The sequence below is a fragment of the Bacillus cereus group sp. MG16 genome, assembly GCF_040459875.1.
Taxonomy (GTDB): domain Bacteria; phylum Bacillota; class Bacilli; order Bacillales; family Bacillaceae_G; genus Bacillus_A; species Bacillus_A paranthracis.
In genome coordinates this window covers 5,275,001-5,293,420 of sequence record NZ_JARVHE010000001.1, presented here as the reverse complement: position 1 = coordinate 5,293,420, position 18,420 = coordinate 5,275,001, and the positions used below count along the sequence as shown (strand labels likewise).

The window sequence follows — 18,420 nt, the reverse complement described above, 5'->3', positions numbered from 1 at the left end:
AAATTATATCTGAGGTAAGATACTAATTGTCCGTTAAATAAGACGACATGGCGGTGTAGCTCAGCTGGCTAGAGCGTACGGTTCATACCCGTGAGGTCGGGGGTTCGATCCCCTCCGCCGCTATATTTAATTTAACGGCCCGTTGGTCAAGTGGTTAAGACACCGCCCTTTCACGGCGGTAACACGGGTTCGAATCCCGTACGGGTCATCTAAAAAGATCATGCGCATTTGCATGATCTTTTTTTGTTAAATAAATTAAGACATACAACACTTCTACAAAATCACCCTATATTTTCTGAATGTTCGATTAAAATATTAAAAATAAAATACATACTGTGTATATATGTAGAGTTATTTCGAATAAAAAGTCGAACGATTATAAAAGTGAAAACTGTTGTTTTGACAAAAATCCCAATAATCATCTTTTATAATGACAGTAATTAAACTATGCAGGTGGTGTTAAAAATATGCCTAAAGCAGGAAGGAATACTATGAATACAAGTGCATTGGCAATGAATGAAGGTCAGCTTGGAGGAGTAAAGTGGACGAGTAAGTTGCGAATGAAGTTTGAGCAAGTTTTCTTTAGATGGGGATTTATTATTGTTGTTATTGGTTTTCTTTTGGGACGAGCATATATATTAACAAACATTTTACCGTTTGCACTACCGTTTTTTGCTGCTGTTTATGTTATGAAGCGGGATAAAATGCCGCTCGCATTCTTGGCCCTAATGGGGGGCGCACTTTCAGTTTCGATAGATAATTTATTCTTTACCTTTGCATCTATTTTTACTTTCTTCATTTATAATATCTTCTTTAGTCGGTTTACACGTAAAACTGTTGGACTTGTACCATTCCAAGTATTTATCTCCGCATTAACTGCACATTTAGTTGTCGTATATTTTGCACAACAAACTGTTACCATGTACGATTTACTCGTTAGTACGATTGAGGCAGGGCTTAGCTTCGTATTAACTATGATATTTTTACAAAGTGTCCCGCTTTTAGTAGAAAGAAAAGGGAAACAACAAGCGTTAGAGACAGAAGAAATTGTTTGTTTAATTATATTACTAGCATCTGTTTTAACTGGTACAACAGATTGGTTCATATATGACGCTTCTATTCAACATATTTTTACTAGGTATTTAGTGCTTGTGTTTGCGTTTATCGCAGGAGCGGCTACAGGATCTACAGTAGGGGTCGTCACTGGGTTAATATTAAGCTTAGCAAATGTCTCTAGTTTGTCCCAACTTAGTCTGCTTGCTTTTTCTGGATTACTTGGTGGTTTGTTAAAAGAAGGGAAACGCTTAGGTGTTAGTTTAGGTTTATTAATTGGGACAAGCTTGATTACGCTATATGTAGACAAGCAAACAAACATTGTGACAACTTTAATTGAATCAGGTGTGGCGATTGCTTTCTTTTTATTAACACCGAAACTTGTTATGGATCGTATTGCTAAATTTATGCCAGGCACACAGGAGCATTCGCAAGATCAACAACAGTATTTAAGAAGAATGCGTGATGTTACAGCGAATAAAATCAATCAATTTGCCAATGTATTTGCTGCTTTATCTAATAGCTTTTCTGTATATGGATATGTGGAGGAGGAAGATAAAGAGACGGAGGCAGATTTGTTCTTAAGTACAATTACTGCAAAAACATGTCAAACATGCTTTAAAAAGGACCAATGCTGGGTAGTTAATTTCGATAAAACGTATGATTATATGAAACAAATAATGAGTGAAACGGAAGAAGGAACTCTGCAGCATAATCGGAAGTTAGTTCGTGAATGGGACAAGCATTGCGTAAGAGGCAAGAAAGTGACGGATTTAGTAGCGGGTGAATTAGATCACTTCTATGAGGGACAAAAATTACGAAAACAAATGAAAGAAAATCGTAGAATAGTAGCGGAGCAATTGTTAGGTGTATCAAAAGTTATGGAGGATTTTGCTAAGGAGATACAAAGAGAAAGAGAAAATCATCAAGTACAGGAAGAACAGATTCTGCAAGCGTTTCGTGATTTTGGTGTAGAAATAGAGCATGTTGATATTTATTGTTTAGATAGAGGAAATATTGATATTGAAATGTTGATTCCAGTTGCATCTAATGAACATGGAGAGTGTGAAAAATTAGTTGCACCAATGCTTTCTGATATCCTGAAGGAAAACATAGTTGTGAAACATGAAGAAAAATCTTCTTATCCGAACGGCCACAGTTTAATATCATTTGGTTCAGCAAAAACGTATTCCCTTGATACCGGCTTGGCCACAGCCGCGAAAGGCGGTGGGTTTGTTTCGGGTGATTCTTATGCGATGATGGATTTAAGTGTTGGGAAATATGCCCTTGCAATTAGTGATGGTATGGGAAATGGGCAAAGAGCTCATATGGAGAGTAAAGAAACAGTGAAATTATTACAAAAAATACTTCAGTCAGGCATTGATGAGGAGATAGCGATTAAATCTATTAACTCTATTCTCTCTTTAAGAACAACAGAAGAGATGTTTACGACATTAGACTTAGCTATGGTAGATTTGCGGGATGCTAGTGCGAAGTTTTTAAAGATTGGATCGACGCCGAGTTTTGTTAAACGCGCAAATAATATTTTGAAAATTGAAGCAAGTAATTTACCAATGGGAATTATCGAGGATGTTGAAGTTGATGTAGTGGGTGAGCAATTAAAAACAGGTGATATTCTTATTATGATGAGTGATGGGATTTTTGAGGGCGCGCAGCATGTGGAGAATCACGAGTTATGGATGAAGCGGAAAATTAAAGAGTTACAAACTGAAGATCCGCAAGAGATTGCTGATATCATCATGGAAGAGGTGATTCGCTCTGGCGATGGTTATATAAATGATGATATGACTATTGTGGTGGCGAAAGTGAAGAAAAATATGCCGAAGTGGGCTACCATTCCAATTGTGGGAATGCAGGCACAATAAAGTTGAAGTGTGATGTTCCTTTATCGCTTTTTCTTTCTAAAAACCTAGGTGAATACCTAGGTTTTTTTGCTTTAAAAGATAATGTTATTATTTTTGTGAATATGTACGGATGATGTAAGATAAAAATGTAATTTTTGTATATCTTTTTTTTGCACAATGTTTGTAAAAGTTGTACCATTATAAACAAGGTAACTAACGTTGCTGTTCTTGTTTAATGAAAGGTGATTACGAAGTTGAAAGATACATTTGTTGAAAAGGTAGATGACTTTGTAAAGCAGCATGATGTATTAAAGGAACGCTCAACAATTGTTGTAGGGGTTTCTGGTGGTCCTGACTCTTTGGCTCTTCTATATTATTTGTTAGAAAAAAGAGCAGCAAAACAGTTTGAAATTGTAGTGGCGCATGTGGATCACATGTTTAGAGGTGATGAATCTCATGAGGACCTACAGTTTGTGCAGGACCTTTGTAAAGGACTGGGAGTTATTTGCGAAACGATAAGAATTAATGTGTCGCAATATCAACAGCAATACGGGATGAATGCACAGGTTGCTGCTAGAGAATGCAGATATGCATTTTTGGAAAGAATAATGAAGAAATATGATGCGAGATATGTAGCCCTTGGACATCATGGTGATGACCAAGTAGAGACGATTTTAATGCGTCTTGTACGAGGGAGTACTCCGAAAGGATATGCAGGAATTGCAGTGAAGCGTCCTTTTCATAATGGATATTTAATTAGGCCGTTACTTGGAGTAACAAAGGAAGAAATTGTTGATTACTGTAATAAGCTGAAAATAATTCCTCGTATAGATCCAAGTAATAAAAAGGAAGTATATACAAGGAATCGATTACGTAAATATGTTCTTCCTCATTTGAAAGAAGAAAACCCACAAGTGCATGAGAAATTCCAAAAATTTAGCATGCAGATGCAAGAGGATGAGGCGTATTTGCAGGAATTAGCTTTTGAGAAAATGAATAAAGTAATTACAAAAAAAAGTGATAAACAAATTAGCATATCAATTCCTGCCTTTGAATCCATGTCTATGCCTTTACAAAGAAGAGGGATTCAACTAATATTAAACTATCTTTATGAATATAAGATTCCATCTTCTCTTTCCTCTATACATATTGACAAAGTGATTGAGTTTTTTAAGCGGACACAACCTTCGGGTTCACTTGATTTCCCAGGTGATTTGAAAATTGTTCGCGCATACGAGGAGTGTAGCTTTGGATTTAAACAAGAAATTGTTTCCCCTTTTTTACAGGATTTATCAGTTCCCGGGACAATTACGCTATCGAACGGGGATAAACTTGTAACAGAGGTGAGCGAAGATATACCAAGTGACATGAATGAAACAGTATTTGTTGCTAAGTATAATGATATATCATATCCGCTTCGTATTCGGTCTAGAGAAAATGGAGATCGCATGTCAATACAAGGTATGAATGGCACCAAAAAGATAAAAGCTATTTTTATCGAAGCGAAAGTGCCAAGAGAAAAAAGAGAAGAATGGCCGGTCGTTTGTGATGCAAGAGGGAATGTTATTTGGTTACCCTTGTTGAAGCGATCTGCATTTGCTATCTCGAAAGAGACAGCAAAGAAGGATAAATATATGATTATTCACTACAAAAGCAAGGAGTCTTCCGGGAGGATAATGAAATGATGAATCAAGATATCGAAAAAGTATTAATTTCTGAAGAGCAAATACAAGAAAAGGTGCTCGAATTAGGCGCAATTATTGCAGAGGATTATAAAAACACAGTACCTCTTGCGATTGGTGTACTAAAGGGTGCAATGCCATTCATGGCAGATTTATTAAAGAGAACAGATACATATCTTGAAATGGATTTTATGGCTGTATCTAGTTACGGTCACTCAACTGTTTCAACAGGCGAAGTAAAAATTTTAAAAGACCTTGATACTTCTGTAGAAGGTCGCGATATTTTAATCGTTGAAGATATTATTGATAGCGGTCTTACGCTAAGTTACTTAGTAGACCTATTTAAATATCGTAAAGCGAAGTCTGTAAAAATTGTTACGTTATTAGATAAACCAACAGGCCGTAAGGTAGATTTGAAAGCGGATTATGTTGGATTTACTGTACCGCATGAATTTGTTGTAGGATATGGATTAGATTATAAAGAGCAGTACCGTAATCTTCCTTATGTAGGAGTATTAAAACCAAGCGTTTACTCAAATTAATTAAATACAGGCGTCACAATTGTATAGGAAAGTTTTTCTATGTTACGATTTACTATAGTGTTTATGCCGTGAGAGGAGGTTAGGAATGAATCGTATCTTCCGTAATACCATCTTTTATTTACTGATATTCCTAGTAGTAATTGGAATCGTGAGCTATTTTAATGGTTCGACACAAAAAACGACATCAGTTAGCTACGATAAATTCATTACTAAACTAGAAAAAGGTGAAGTTCGTAATGTGCAACTTCAACCGAAAAATGGTGTGTTTGAAGTAAAAGGACAATTTAATAACTCTAGCCAGGGAGAACAATTTGTTACTTATGCACCAAATACTGAGGAATTACAAAAGAAAATTAATGATAAAGCGCAAGGTGCTGAAGTTAAGTATCAACCAGCAGAAGAAACAAGTGCTTGGGTAACCTTCTTTACTTCTATCATTCCGTTTGTCATTATCTTCATTTTATTCTTCTTCTTATTAAACCAAGCTCAAGGCGGCGGTAGCCGTGTTATGAACTTCGGGAAAAGTAAGGCGAAGTTATATAATGACGAAAAGAAAAAAGTTCGTTTCAGAGATGTTGCTGGAGCGGATGAAGAGAAACAAGAGCTTGTTGAGGTAGTTGAATTCTTGAAAGATCCTCGTAAGTTTGCTGAAGTTGGTGCCCGTATTCCGAAGGGTGTTCTATTAGTGGGACCTCCAGGTACAGGTAAAACTTTACTAGCACGTGCCGTTGCAGGTGAGGCAGGCGTTCCGTTCTTCTCTATCAGTGGTTCTGATTTCGTAGAGATGTTCGTCGGTGTCGGTGCATCACGTGTACGTGATTTATTCGAAAACGCAAAGAAAAATGCTCCTTGTATCATTTTCATTGATGAAATTGATGCGGTAGGACGCCAACGTGGCGCAGGTCTTGGTGGTGGCCATGATGAGCGTGAGCAAACGTTAAACCAATTGCTTGTTGAAATGGATGGATTCGGTGCAAACGAAGGTATTATTATCATCGCTGCGACAAACCGTCCTGATATTCTTGACCCAGCATTATTACGTCCAGGTCGTTTTGACCGTCAAATTACAGTAGATCGTCCAGATGTAAATGGCCGTGAAGCTGTACTGAAAGTACATGCTCGTAATAAACCGCTTGATGAGAATATCAACTTAAGAGCAATTGCAACTCGTACACCGGGATTCTCTGGTGCCGATCTTGAAAACTTATTAAACGAAGCTGCTTTAGTAGCTGCGCGTCAAGATAAGAAAAAAATTGATATGAGTGACATTGATGAAGCAACGGATCGTGTTATTGCAGGTCCGGCTAAGAAAAGTCGTGTTATCTCTGAAAAAGAACGTAATATCGTTGCTTTCCATGAAGCGGGCCACACTGTAATTGGTGTTGTTCTTGATGAAGCTGATGTCGTTCATAAAGTAACAATTGTCCCTCGTGGTCAAGCTGGTGGATATGCAGTAATGCTTCCGAAGGAAGATCGTTACTTCATGACAAAACCAGAGTTACTTGATAAAATCACTGGTTTACTTGGTGGTCGAGTAGCTGAAGAAATTGTATTTGGTGAAGTGAGTACAGGTGCTCATAATGACTTCCAACGTGCGACTGGTATTGCAAGACGTATGGTAACGGAATTTGGTATGAGTGATAAGCTTGGACCAATGCAATTTGGTAGCTCACAAGGTGGTCAAGTGTTCTTAGGAAGAGACTTCCATTCAGAACAAAACTATAGTGATGCGATTGCACACGAAATCGATATGGAAATGCAAACGATTATGAAAGAATGTTATGCTCGTGCAAAACAAATTCTTACTGACAATCGTGATAAACTAGATCTTATTGCGAAAACGTTACTTGAAGTAGAAACGTTAGATGCAGAGCAAATCAATCATTTATGTGACTATGGCAGATTGCCAGAACGTCCAACATCTTCAGCTGATGTGAAAGTAAACATCAACATGAAGAAGGACGATGAAGAATCAGAAGATAAGTAAGAAGAGATGAAGGAGTGACGATAGTCACTCCTTTTTTATTTGTAGAAGGGAACTAAGTAGAAAAAGAATTTAAATAAATCTGGTACTAAAAATTGAAATAGGGAGTAATCTTTTTGTAAAATGATGAGGATAGAAAAGCTGATTATATAAGTATGTGTGATATGATGTTTTTATAAGTTTTATACATACTGCACAAATATAGATTAAATAAGATAAGTGGTGAGAATATGATTTTTGTATTGGATGTAGGGAACACAAATGCTGTACTGGGCGTGTTTGAAGAGGGGGAACTTCGTCAACATTGGCGCATGGAAACAGATCGTCATAAGACAGAAGATGAATATGGAATGCTTGTAAAACAGTTGCTTGAGCATGAGGGTCTTTCGTTTGAAGATGTGAAAGGTATTATCGTGTCTTCAGTCGTACCACCAATTATGTTTGCTTTAGAGCGCATGTGTGAAAAGTATTTTAAAATTAAGCCGCTTGTAGTAGGTCCTGGAATAAAAACGGGGCTAAATATTAAATATGAAAATCCACGTGAAGTAGGTGCGGATCGAATCGTAAATGCAGTAGCAGGAATCCACTTATATGGAAGTCCGCTTATTATTGTCGATTTTGGTACGGCTACTACATATTGTTATATTAACGAAGAAAAGCATTATATGGGTGGAGTTATTACACCAGGAATTATGATTTCAGCAGAGGCTTTATATAGTAGAGCGGCAAAACTTCCTCGTATTGAAATTACAAAACCAAGCAGTGTAGTTGGGAAGAATACGGTAAGTGCGATGCAGTCTGGTATTCTTTATGGTTATGTTGGACAAGTGGAAGGTATTGTTAAGCGCATGAAAGAGGAAGCTAAACAAGAACCGAAAGTTATTGCAACAGGTGGATTGGCGAAATTAATTTCAGAAGAATCGAATGTAATTGATGTTGTAGATCCATTCTTAACATTAAAAGGTTTGTATATGTTATACGAGCGTAATGCAAATTTACAGCATGAGAAAGGTGAATAAATAAGTATGAAAGATTATTTAGTAAAAGCGTTAGCGTTTGATGGGGAAGTGCGTGCGTATAGTGTACGTACTACAAACACGGTAAGTGAGGCGCAAAGACGTCATGATACATGGAGAACAGCTTCAGCGGCACTTGGTCGTTCTTTAACTGCAGGTACAATGATGGGTGCAATGTTAAAAGGTGACCAAAAGTTAACGATTAAGGTAGAAGGTAATGGCCCGATTGGTCCTATCTTAGTAGATGCTCATGCAAATGGGGATGTACGTGGTTATGTAACGAATCCGCATGTTGACTTTGAAGGAACAGAACAAGGGAAATTACGTGTATATCAAGCGGTGGGTACTGAAGGATTTGTAACGGTAATTAAAGATATTGGTATGCGTGAGCCGTTTATTGGTCAATCTCCAATTGTTTCAGGAGAATTAGGAGAAGACTTCACGTATTATTTTGCAGTTTCTGAGCAGACGCCTTCTTCTGTAGGTGTTGGTGTCCTTGTAAATGGAGATGATAGCATATTAGCGGCGGGTGGATTTATTCTTCAAATTATGCCAGGTGCACAGGAAGAAACAATTTCATTCATTGAAGAGCGTTTACAGAAAATTCCTCCTGTATCAACATTGATCGAACAAGGGCTTTCTCCAGAAGAGTTACTGTATGCAGTTCTTGGAGAAGATAAGGTGAAAGTATTAGAAACGATGGATGTTCAATTTAATTGCACATGCTCACGCGAACGTATCGAGAGTGTGTTAATTAGTTTAGGTAAAACGGAGTTAGAGCAAGTTCGTGAAGAAGAAGAAGAAACAGAAGTTCATTGTCATTTCTGTAATGAGCGATACAAGTTCTCTAAAGAAGATATTACAAATTTAATTGAGAATTTGTAATAAGGCAATTCACCTCTAAATACATTGACAAACAGGGAATTTTCTGACAAAATCTAAATATAGATAAAACCAATAAAAATACTCGGTGTTAGGAGTGACAGGAATGCGAGTGGCACAATCAGTTTCAGAATTAATCGGGAAAACGCCGATCGTTAAGTTGAACCGCATCGTAGAATCAGACAGCGCAGATATATACTTAAAATTAGAGTTTATGAACCCAGGGAGCAGCGTTAAAGATCGTATCGCATTAGCTATGATTGAAGATGCTGAGAAAAAAGGATTATTAAAAGAAGGCGATACAATCATTGAACCGACAAGTGGTAACACGGGAATTGGTTTAGCGATGGTAGCGGCTGCTAAAGGATATAAGGCAATTTTAGTAATGCCAGAAACAATGAGTATTGAGCGTCGTAATTTATTACGTGCTTACGGTGCGGAATTAGTATTGACTCCAGGGCCTGAAGGAATGGGTGGAGCAATTCGTAAAGCGACTGAATTAGCAAAAGAGAATGGTTACTTTATACCACAACAGTTCAAAAACCAATCGAATCCAGAAATTCACCGTTTAACAACAGGTCCAGAAATTGTTGAACAAATGGGCGACCAATTAGATGCGTTTATTGCAGGTATTGGTACGGGTGGAACGATTACTGGTGCTGGTGAAGTGCTGAAGGAAGCATATAAAGATATTAAAATTTATGCAGTAGAACCTGCGGATTCACCAGTATTATCTGGTGGGAAACCAGGCCCGCATAAAATCCAAGGAATTGGGGCTGGATTTATCCCAGAGACATTGGATGTAGAAGTATATGATGAAATTGTTCAAGTGAAAACGGAGCAAGCGTTTGAATATGCAAGAAGAGTGGCTAAAGAGGAAGGTATTCTAGTTGGTATCTCTTCTGGAGCAGTTATTTATGCAGCAACAGAAATTGCGAAAAAGTTAGGTAAAGGGAAAAAGGTACTTGTTATTATCCCAAGTAACGGTGAACGTTATTTAAGTACACCACTTTATCAATTTGAGTCTTAATTATATGTGATTGAAAAAGCATCCTTGAAAAAGGATGCTTTTTCTTTTTGGATTGGAAATAGGAAAAGAGTGAATGACTAGAAAACTTCATGTAAAATAAGAGGTAGTATAATTAATTTATTTTCACTAGCCTTCGAGTATAACTCTTCTATATACATAACGAATGTAGTTTGAAGTGGTTAATATAAGAGGGTGGGATAAAAGAAGACGGGGTGTTGATATGCAACGAAGAAAATCTTTAGCGCTTTCTATTCCATATCAGTTAGATTTCTTTAAGCAATATAAATTTCTTTCTAAGGATAAACCGCAACATATTTTGTTAGAGAGTGGGCGTGGCGGTCGTTATAACATTGTGGGCTTAAACCCGGTAGCGGTAATCCGAGGGAAGGGTGAAACGTTACATATAAGTGAAAGTGGTAAGGAAACAATAAAGCAAGGAAACCCATTAGATTTAATGCAGGAATATATGGAGCGATGGAAAACGGATTATAATCCGGAATACCCGCCTTTTCAAGGTGGTGCAATTGGCTACTTTAGTTATGATTGCATCCGTTATATTGAAAAACTTCCTTCTCTTGCCGAGGATGATATTAATATACCTGACATATTCTTTTTATTATTTGATGATGTGTTTGTGTATGATCAAGAGGAAAAAGTATTATGGATTATTACACATTATGCAGATAAGCATGAAGAGGCAAAAGAACGATTAAATGAATGGAAGGCTCTTTGGACGACAGAAGCGCCAGAAGTGACTATGCCGTTTGCGTGCCCTGAAAAGAAAAGTGAAGCAGTTGCTTTTACTGAAGAAGGTTTTATGAAGGCAGTTGAATGTATTCAAGAATATATTGGTGCTGGTGATGTGTTCCAAGTGAACTTGTCAACAAGACAAGAAAGAACGTTACAAACACATCCATTAGAAATTTATACAAGTCTTCGCGAAATTAATCCATCTCCATATATGGGTTATTTAGAGCTTGGGGATTTTCAAATTGTTAGTGGATCGCCGGAGTTGCTAATTAAGAAACAAGGAACTGAAGTAAGTACAAGACCAATTGCTGGAACGAGATCTAGAGGGGCGAATGAGCAAGAGGATGAAGAGTTGGCAAGAGAATTAATTGAGAATGAAAAGGAACGAGCAGAGCATGTCATGCTTGTAGATTTAGAGCGAAATGATTTAGGGCGTGTTTGTAAATATGGCACTGTAGAAGTAGATGAATTTATGGTAATTGAGAAATACTCACACGTTATGCATATTGTTTCTAATGTGCGTGGTGAGGTGGAAGAAGATAAAGACGCTTTTGATTTAGTGAAGGCTGTATTCCCTGGGGGGACAATTACTGGTGCCCCGAAAATACGTACGATGGAAATTATTGAAGAATTAGAACCTGTTCGCCGAGGGATTTATACAGGTTCAATTGGTTGGATTGGTTATTCTGGAGATACAGAATTGAATATTGTGATTAGGACACTTCTTGCTAAAGATGGAAAAGCGCATGTACAAGCGGGGGCGGGAATTGTAATTGATTCAAATCCGGAAAATGAATATAAAGAGTCGTTAAAAAAGGCGATTGCTTTATGGCGTGCAAAAGAACGTAGCGAAGAAACGGTTAGGTGAGAGAAATGATATTAATGATTGATAATTATGATTCTTTTACATTTAATTTAGTGCAGTTTCTTGGAGAACTTGGACAAGAGCTTGTTGTTAAACGTAACGATGAAGTGACTATTTCAGATATTGAGAATATGAAACCAGACTTTTTAATGATTTCGCCAGGTCCATGTAGTCCGAATGAGGCAGGGATTAGTATGGAGGTTATTCGATACTTTGCTGGAAAGATTCCGATTTTTGGGGTTTGTCTTGGGCATCAATCTATTGCGCAAGTGTTTGGTGGAGAGGTTGTCCGGGCAGAGCGATTAATGCATGGGAAAACATCGCTTATGCATCATGATGAGAAGACGATTTTTTCGGATATCCCTAATCCGTTTACCGCGACGCGCTATCATTCCCTTATTGTTAAGAAAGAGACGTTACCTGATTGTTTAGAGGTAACGTCTTGGACAGAAGAAGGGGAAATTATGGCGCTCCGCCATACAACATTACCGATTGAAGGTGTGCAGTTCCACCCGGAATCTATTATGACTTCTCACGGGAAAGAGTTGTTGCAGAATTTCATTCGTAAATATAGTCCAAGTGTGACATCATGTTAATTTACGTAAATGGTCAGTATGTAGAATCGAGTGAAGCGAGAATTTCTCCTTATGATCATGGTTATTTATATGGTCTTGGAGTTTTTGAGACTTTTCGTATTTATAATGGTCATCCTTTCTTATTGGATGATCATTATGACCGTTTAATAGATGCGCTGGATACGTTGCAAATTAAATGGTCGATGACGAAAGATGAAGTAATGCTTATTTTGAAGAATTTACTCGTTAAGAATAAATTAGAGCATGCGTATGTCCGTTTTAATGTATCGGCGGGTATAGATGAAATTGGATTGCAAACAGAAATGTATGAAGAGCCGTCTATTATTGTTTTTATAAAACCTTTAGCGGCCCCGGGAGATGTAGTGGAAAAAGAAGGGGTTGTCTTAAATCAAGTGAGAAATACACCAGAGGGTGCATCTCGCTTGAAGTCTCACCATTATTTAAATAACATTTTGGGGAAACGTGAAATTGGAAATGGTGTGAATAAGGAAGGGATTTTCCTGACTGAAGTAGGTTATGTTGCAGAGGGTATTGTTTCGAATCTCTTTTTTGTGAAAGGTGATATTTTATATACACCTTCGCTTGAAACAGGGATTTTAAATGGTATCACTCGTGCGTTTATTATAAAGGTTGCTGAAGAGATTGGTATAGAAGTAAAAGAAGGTTTCTTTACAAAAGATGAATTACTTTCAGCCGATGAAGTCTTCGTAACAAACTCGATTCAAGAAATTGTTCCGCTTAATCGTATAGAGGGACGAGATTTCCCGGGTAAAGTAGGTATGGTTACAAAAAGATTTATGAACCTTTATGAAATGCAGAGAGAGAAATTGTGGAGCAGAAATGAATTACGAAGAGGAGATGTGTAGTTTGAAGTGGGATTATGATTTGCGCTGCGGCGAATATACATTGAACTTAAATGAAAAAACGTTAATTATGGGGATTTTAAATGTAACACCAGATTCGTTTTCTGATGGTGGGAGTTACAACGAGGTAGATGCTGCAGTGCGCCATGCGAAAGAAATGCGAGATGAAGGTGCTCATATTATTGATATTGGTGGCGAATCTACTCGTCCGGGCTTTGCTAAAGTGTCAGTGGAAGAAGAAATAAAACGAGTTGTTCCAATGATTCAGGCTGTCTCAAAAGAGGTGAAATTGCCTATTTCTATCGACACATATAAAGCGGAAGTTGCAAAACAAGCGATCGAAGCTGGTGCTCATATTATTAATGATGTTTGGGGAGCGAAGGCGGAACCGAAAATCGCTGAAGTTGCGGCTCATTACGATGTACCTATTATCTTAATGAATAATCGCGATAACATGAATTATCGTAATTTAATGGCTGATATGGTTGCTGATTTATATGACAGTATTAAAATTGCTAAAGATGCTGGTGTACGAGATGAGAATATCATTTTAGACCCAGGCATCGGTTTTGCTAAAACACCTGAACAAAATTTAGAAGTGATGCGTAATTTAGAACAGTTAAACGTACTAGGTTATCCAGTTCTCTTAGGGACTTCAAGAAAGTCCTTTATTGGGCATGTGCTAGATTTACCGGTAGAAGAACGTCTTGAGGGGACGGGAGCTACCGTTTGTCTTGGTATTGAAAAGGGTTGTGAGTTTGTTCGTGTTCATGATGTGAAGGAAATGGCACGTATGGCTAAGATGATGGATGCGATGATTGGTAAGGGGGTAAAGTAATTGGATAAAATTTATATTCATGATATGGAGTTTTACGGTTATCATGGTGTATTCCCAGAGGAAAATAAATTGGGCCAGAGATTTAAAGTGGACTTAACGGTGGAATTAGATTTGAAACAAGCAGGAGAAAGTGATGACTTAGAGCATTCTGTTAATTATGGAGAGCTTTTCGAATTATGTAGGAAAGTTGTAGAAGATAGAACATATAAGCTTGTAGAGAGTATTGCTGAAAATATTGCTACAGATATATTGAAACAATATGAGAGTATTTCAAGATGTACGATAAAGGTAATTAAACCAGATCCGCCGATACCAGGACATTATCGTGCTGTAGCGGTAGAAATTACGAGAGAACGTCCATGAATAATATAGCTTACATTGCATTAGGTTCAAATATTGGAGAGCGTTATACGTATTTAATTGAAGCGATTCAGTTTCTAAATAAAAATCCTTATATCAAAGTTGAGGATGTTTCGTCTGTATATGAAACGGAACCAGTTGGCTATACTGACCAAAGTTGCTTTTTAAATTTAGTTATAAAAATTTCTACCAATTTATCACCGCAAGAATTATTGAAAGTAACGCAAAAAGTAGAAAATGACCTAGGAAGAAAAAGGGAAATTAGGTGGGGACCTAGGACTATCGACCTTGACATTTTACTATATAATCAAGAAAATATTGAAGCAGAGAATCTTATTGTTCCGCATCCGCGGATGTTCGAAAGAGCTTTTGTTATCGTTCCGTTGTTAGAGATTAATCAAGATATAAAACAAAACATTTCACGTTCACAAGTAGAAGAAATGAAAAGGCGAGAGGGAGTAACGGTATGGAAGCAGAAAAATGGGGAAGACGCATTCGTGCTTTTCGAAAACTAAAAGGTTATACGCAAGAAGGTTTTGCAAAAGAATTAGGGGTATCTGTATCTGTTTTAGGTGAAGTTGAGCGAGGGAATCGATCGCCTTCCCAAGACTTTATAGTGGAAGTTGCTAAAGCATTAAAGGTCTCGATAGATGAGCTAATGCCAAAGTGACCATGAAGGAAGGAGTAAATCGAGTGTTAAAAATCGCAAATATTGAGATGAAAAATCCGGTTGTATTAGCACCGATGGCGGGAGTGTGTAACTCTGCATTCCGTTTGACAGTAAAAGAATTCGGTGCAGGCCTAGTTTGTGCTGAAATGGTAAGTGATAAGGCGATACTACTGAACAATAAAAGAACATTAGATATGTTATATATTGATGAGAGAGAAAAGCCATTAAGTTTACAAATTTTTGGTGGCGAGAAAGAAACTCTTGTAGATGCTGCGAAATACGTAGATCAATATACGACAGCAGACATCATTGATATTAATATGGGGTGCCCAGTACCAAAAATCGTTAAGTGTGATGCAGGAGCAAAGTGGCTTTTAGACCCAAATAAAATATATGAAATGGTAGCGGCAGTTGTAGATGCTGTAGAAAAACCAGTTACAGTAAAAATGCGTATCGGTTGGGATGAGGATCATATTTTCGCAATCGAGAATGCGAAAGCTGTTGAGCGTGCTGGTGGACAAGCGGTAGCAGTTCATGGGCGCACACGAGTACAAATGTATGAAGGAAAAGCGGATTGGGATATTATTAAACAAGTAAAGCAAGCTGTAAATATCCCGGTTATTGGAAATGGCGATGTCGCAACGCCGCAAGATGCAAAGCGTATGCTTGATGAAATTGGTGTAGATGGTGTTATGATTGGCCGCGCTGCCCTTGGAGATCCATGGATGATTTATCGTACGGTAAAGTATTTAGAGACTGGTGAATTAATGCCGGAACCGACAGTAAATGAGAAAATTGACGTATGTATGTTGCATCTAGATCGTCTGATCGATTTAAAGAATGAAAATGTCGCTGTAAGAGAGATGAGAAAGCACGCAGCTTGGTATTTAAAGGGCATTCGTGGTAATGCAACTGTACGTAATGGTATCAATGCTTGTAATACGCGTGAAGACCTTGCAAATGTGTTAGGTACATTTGTAGAAGAAGTAGAAGCGAAACGACAAACAATTCACGTTGGTTAATAATAGGAAGGGAAGATTGACATTCTTCTATACACTTCCTATAATTACGTGAAAGAAAGAAGAACTGCCAGTTAGTTGCTGGCAGTTTTTCTAGTTGAGTAGAAAATGCTATACTGTATATATTGTAAAAATTAATAGAGCTGGAGTGATATCAATACCATGGATAACATGAACCACGAAGAATTAAACGACCAATTGCTTGTTCGTCGTGAAAAGCTACATAACTTACGTGAGCAAGGGATCGATCCGTTCGGTAAACGTTTTGAACGTACAAATGCAACAAATGAATTATTAAGCCTATATGGAGAGTTCTCTAAAGAAGAATTAGAGGAGAAAGAAATCTCTGTTTCTATCGCTGGTCGTATTATGACAAAACGCGGTAAAGGAAAAGCTGGATTTGCACATATTCAAGATTTACATGGACAAGTTCAAATTTACGTTCGTAAAGATGCTGTTGGAGATGAAGAGTACGAATTATTTAAAACAGCAGATTTAGGTGACTTAGTAGGTATTGAAGGTAAAGTTTTCAAAACGAACGTTGGAGAACTTTCGGTGAAAGCAACGGGCTTTACGCTATTAACGAAATCTCTTCGTCCATTACCGGATAAATATCATGGATTAAAAGATGTTGAACAACGCTACCGTCAACGCTACTTAGACTTAATTACAAGTATGGAAAGCCGTGAAACATTTGTTACTCGCAGTAAAATCATTCGTGAAATGAGAAGATACTTAGATGACAATGGTTATCTTGAAGTGGAAACACCTATGATGCACGCAATTGCAGGTGGAGCTTCTGCGCGTCCTTTTATTACGCACCATAATGCGTTAGATATGGAATTATATATGCGTATCGCAATTGAACTTCATTTAAAACGCCTTATTGTGGGTGGATTAGAAAAAGTTTATGAAATCGGCCGTGTATTCCGTAACGAGGGTGTATCAACTCGTCATAATCCCGAGTTTACGATGATTGAATTATATGAAGCGTATGCTGATTATAAAGATATTATGAAACTAACAGAAAATATGGTTGCTCATATCGCGAAGCAAGTACTAGGTACAACGACAATCCAGTATGGTGATTATGAAATTAATCTAGAACCAGAATGGACACGTCTTCATATGGTAGATGCAATTAAAGAACATTCTGGAGCAGATTTCTGGAATCCGATGAGTGTAGAAGAAGCGCGTGAACTTGCAAAAGAACATAATGTAGAAATTAAGGATACAATGGAAGTTGGTCATATTATTAATGAATTCTTCGAGCAAAAAGTAGAAGATAAATTAATCCAACCAACATTTATTTACGGTCATCCGGTAGAAATTTCGCCACTTGCGAAAAAGAATGACGAAGATCCACGATTCACAGATCGTTTCGAATTATTTATCGTTGCACGTGAACATGCAAATGCATTCACTGAATTAAATGATCCAATCGATCAGAAAGAACGTTTTGAAGCGCAATTAAAAGAACGCGAACAAGGTAATGATGAAGCTCACATGATGGATGATGATTATATCGAAGCTCTTGAGTATGGTATGCCTCCTACAGGTGGACTAGGAATTGGTATTGATCGTCTTGTTATGTTATTAACGAATGCACCATCTATTCGTGACGTACTATTATTCCCTGCTATGCGTCATAAACAAGACTAAGCTTTGGAGATTTCTCCAAAGCTTTTTTTATCGCGATTGATGAGGCTTGATTAAAGTTTCACTTTATTTGAGTATGAGCGTGGAGATTAGATGTTGACGTTGGAAGAAATTATATTTATATAGAAGAAAAGTGCTGTTTTTATACTTTTTTACTAAGTTAAAAATTTTATTAGAAAAACTATTGCATTTTAATAATCAAACTGGTATATTTATATTCGTTGCCACGAAAGGTAACAAACAAAACAAACGAAAAACAACTTATTGAAAAAAGTTGTTGACTAAAATATAACGAAATGTTATATTGATAAAGTCGCTTCTGAGCGACGAAGTAGTTCTTTGAAAACTGAACGGAACAAACAACGTGAAACGTCAATTTTTATTTTAGATGCTAGACAAACTAACTTTATTGGAGAGTTTGATCCTGGCTCAGGATGAACGCTGGCGGCGTGCCTAATACATGCAAGTCGAGCGAATGGATTAAGAGCTTGCTCTTATGAAGTTAGCGGCGGACGGGTGAGTAACACGTGGGTAACCTGCCCATAAGACTGGGATAACTCCGGGAAACCGGGGCTAATACCGGATAACATTTTGAACCGCATGGTTCGAAATTGAAAGGCGGCTTCGGCTGTCACTTATGGATGGACCCGCGTCGCATTAGCTAGTTGGTGAGGTAACGGCTCACCAAGGCAACGATGCGTAGCCGACCTGAGAGGGTGATCGGCCACACTGGGACTGAGACACGG

16 protein-coding genes, 2 tRNA genes and 1 rRNA gene (1 of these 19 running past the window's edge) are annotated in these 18,420 nt (G+C 37.7%); all 19 read left to right on the top strand.

What is annotated here, in order from left to right; genetic code table 11:
* The first annotated feature begins 49 nt into the window (after positions 1–49).
* Positions 50–123: transfer RNA gene (locus tag QCI73_RS27460), tRNA-Met, on the top strand.
* Positions 124–136: 13 nt separating this feature from the next.
* Positions 137–208: transfer RNA gene (locus tag QCI73_RS27455), tRNA-Glu, on the top strand.
* A gap of 259 nt (positions 209–467) precedes the next feature.
* On the top strand, positions 468–2,939 hold the full coding sequence (gene spoIIE, locus QCI73_RS27450; RefSeq protein ID WP_353824072.1) for a stage II sporulation protein E: 2,472 nt from the start codon (positions 468–470) through the stop codon (positions 2,937–2,939).
* A gap of 233 nt (positions 2,940–3,172) precedes the next feature.
* A complete protein-coding gene (gene tilS / locus QCI73_RS27445; protein ID WP_074606827.1) occupies positions 3,173–4,603 on the top strand; it encodes a tRNA lysidine(34) synthetase TilS in 1,431 nt (476 codons plus the stop codon).
* Positions 4,600–5,142 (top strand): hypoxanthine phosphoribosyltransferase, encoded by a 543-nt coding sequence (gene hpt, locus QCI73_RS27440; RefSeq protein ID WP_000981838.1) that lies wholly within the window; start codon positions 4,600–4,602, stop codon positions 5,140–5,142. The genes tilS and hpt overlap by 4 nt, the downstream gene beginning before the upstream one ends.
* A gap of 85 nt (positions 5,143–5,227) precedes the next feature.
* Positions 5,228–7,129 (top strand): ATP-dependent zinc metalloprotease FtsH, encoded by a 1,902-nt coding sequence (ftsH, locus tag QCI73_RS27435; RefSeq protein ID WP_001079659.1) that lies wholly within the window; start codon positions 5,228–5,230, stop codon positions 7,127–7,129.
* Positions 7,130–7,356: 227 nt separating this feature from the next.
* Entirely contained in the window at positions 7,357–8,145 is a 789-nt protein-coding gene (locus tag QCI73_RS27430) for a type III pantothenate kinase (RefSeq protein WP_000578367.1), read from the top strand.
* A gap of 6 nt (positions 8,146–8,151) precedes the next feature.
* On the top strand, positions 8,152–9,027 hold the full coding sequence (hslO, locus tag QCI73_RS27425) for a redox-regulated molecular chaperone HslO (RefSeq protein WP_000656366.1): 876 nt from the start codon (positions 8,152–8,154) through the stop codon (positions 9,025–9,027).
* Positions 9,028–9,130: 103 nt separating this feature from the next.
* Positions 9,131–10,054 carry a cysteine synthase A gene (gene cysK / locus QCI73_RS27420; protein ID WP_001261701.1) on the top strand — a complete coding sequence of 308 codons (924 nt, stop codon included), beginning with the start codon at positions 9,131–9,133 and terminating at the stop codon, positions 10,052–10,054.
* A 220-nt stretch (positions 10,055–10,274) separates the two neighbouring features.
* Positions 10,275–11,672 (top strand): aminodeoxychorismate synthase component I, encoded by a 1,398-nt coding sequence (gene pabB, locus QCI73_RS27415; protein WP_327922736.1) that lies wholly within the window; start codon positions 10,275–10,277, stop codon positions 11,670–11,672.
* A 5-nt stretch (positions 11,673–11,677) separates the two neighbouring features.
* Positions 11,678–12,265, top strand: coding sequence for an aminodeoxychorismate/anthranilate synthase component II (gene pabA, locus QCI73_RS27410; protein ID WP_000602300.1), 588 nt, complete (start codon positions 11,678–11,680; stop codon positions 12,263–12,265).
* Complete coding sequence (gene pabC / locus QCI73_RS27405) at positions 12,259–13,131, top strand: aminodeoxychorismate lyase (protein ID WP_000909886.1); 873 nt, start codon at positions 12,259–12,261, stop codon at positions 13,129–13,131. The genes pabA and pabC overlap by 7 nt, the downstream gene beginning before the upstream one ends.
* Entirely contained in the window at positions 13,106–13,966 is an 861-nt protein-coding gene (folP, locus tag QCI73_RS27400) for a dihydropteroate synthase (protein ID WP_353824071.1), read from the top strand. The genes pabC and folP overlap by 26 nt, the downstream gene beginning before the upstream one ends.
* Positions 13,967–14,329 carry a dihydroneopterin aldolase gene (gene folB / locus QCI73_RS27395; RefSeq protein WP_000358059.1) on the top strand — a complete coding sequence of 121 codons (363 nt, stop codon included), beginning with the start codon at positions 13,967–13,969 and terminating at the stop codon, positions 14,327–14,329.
* Positions 14,326–14,841 carry a 2-amino-4-hydroxy-6-hydroxymethyldihydropteridine diphosphokinase gene (gene folK / locus QCI73_RS27390; protein WP_353824070.1) on the top strand — a complete coding sequence of 172 codons (516 nt, stop codon included), beginning with the start codon at positions 14,326–14,328 and terminating at the stop codon, positions 14,839–14,841. The genes folB and folK overlap by 4 nt, the downstream gene beginning before the upstream one ends.
* Positions 14,793–14,996 (top strand): helix-turn-helix domain-containing protein, encoded by a 204-nt coding sequence (locus QCI73_RS27385; protein ID WP_098254733.1) that lies wholly within the window; start codon positions 14,793–14,795, stop codon positions 14,994–14,996. The genes folK and QCI73_RS27385 overlap by 49 nt, the downstream gene beginning before the upstream one ends.
* A gap of 23 nt (positions 14,997–15,019) precedes the next feature.
* Positions 15,020–16,018 carry a tRNA dihydrouridine synthase DusB gene (dusB, locus tag QCI73_RS27380; RefSeq protein ID WP_353824069.1) on the top strand — a complete coding sequence of 333 codons (999 nt, stop codon included), beginning with the start codon at positions 15,020–15,022 and terminating at the stop codon, positions 16,016–16,018.
* Positions 16,019–16,177: 159 nt separating this feature from the next.
* The gene (lysS, locus tag QCI73_RS27375; protein WP_000369678.1) at positions 16,178–17,677 is read left to right on the top strand and encodes a lysine--tRNA ligase; all 1,500 of its coding nucleotides are present in this window, start codon (positions 16,178–16,180) and stop codon (positions 17,675–17,677) included.
* A 403-nt stretch (positions 17,678–18,080) separates the two neighbouring features.
* Positions 18,081–18,420, top strand: a 16S ribosomal RNA gene (locus QCI73_RS27370); it runs 1,212 nt beyond the window's last position.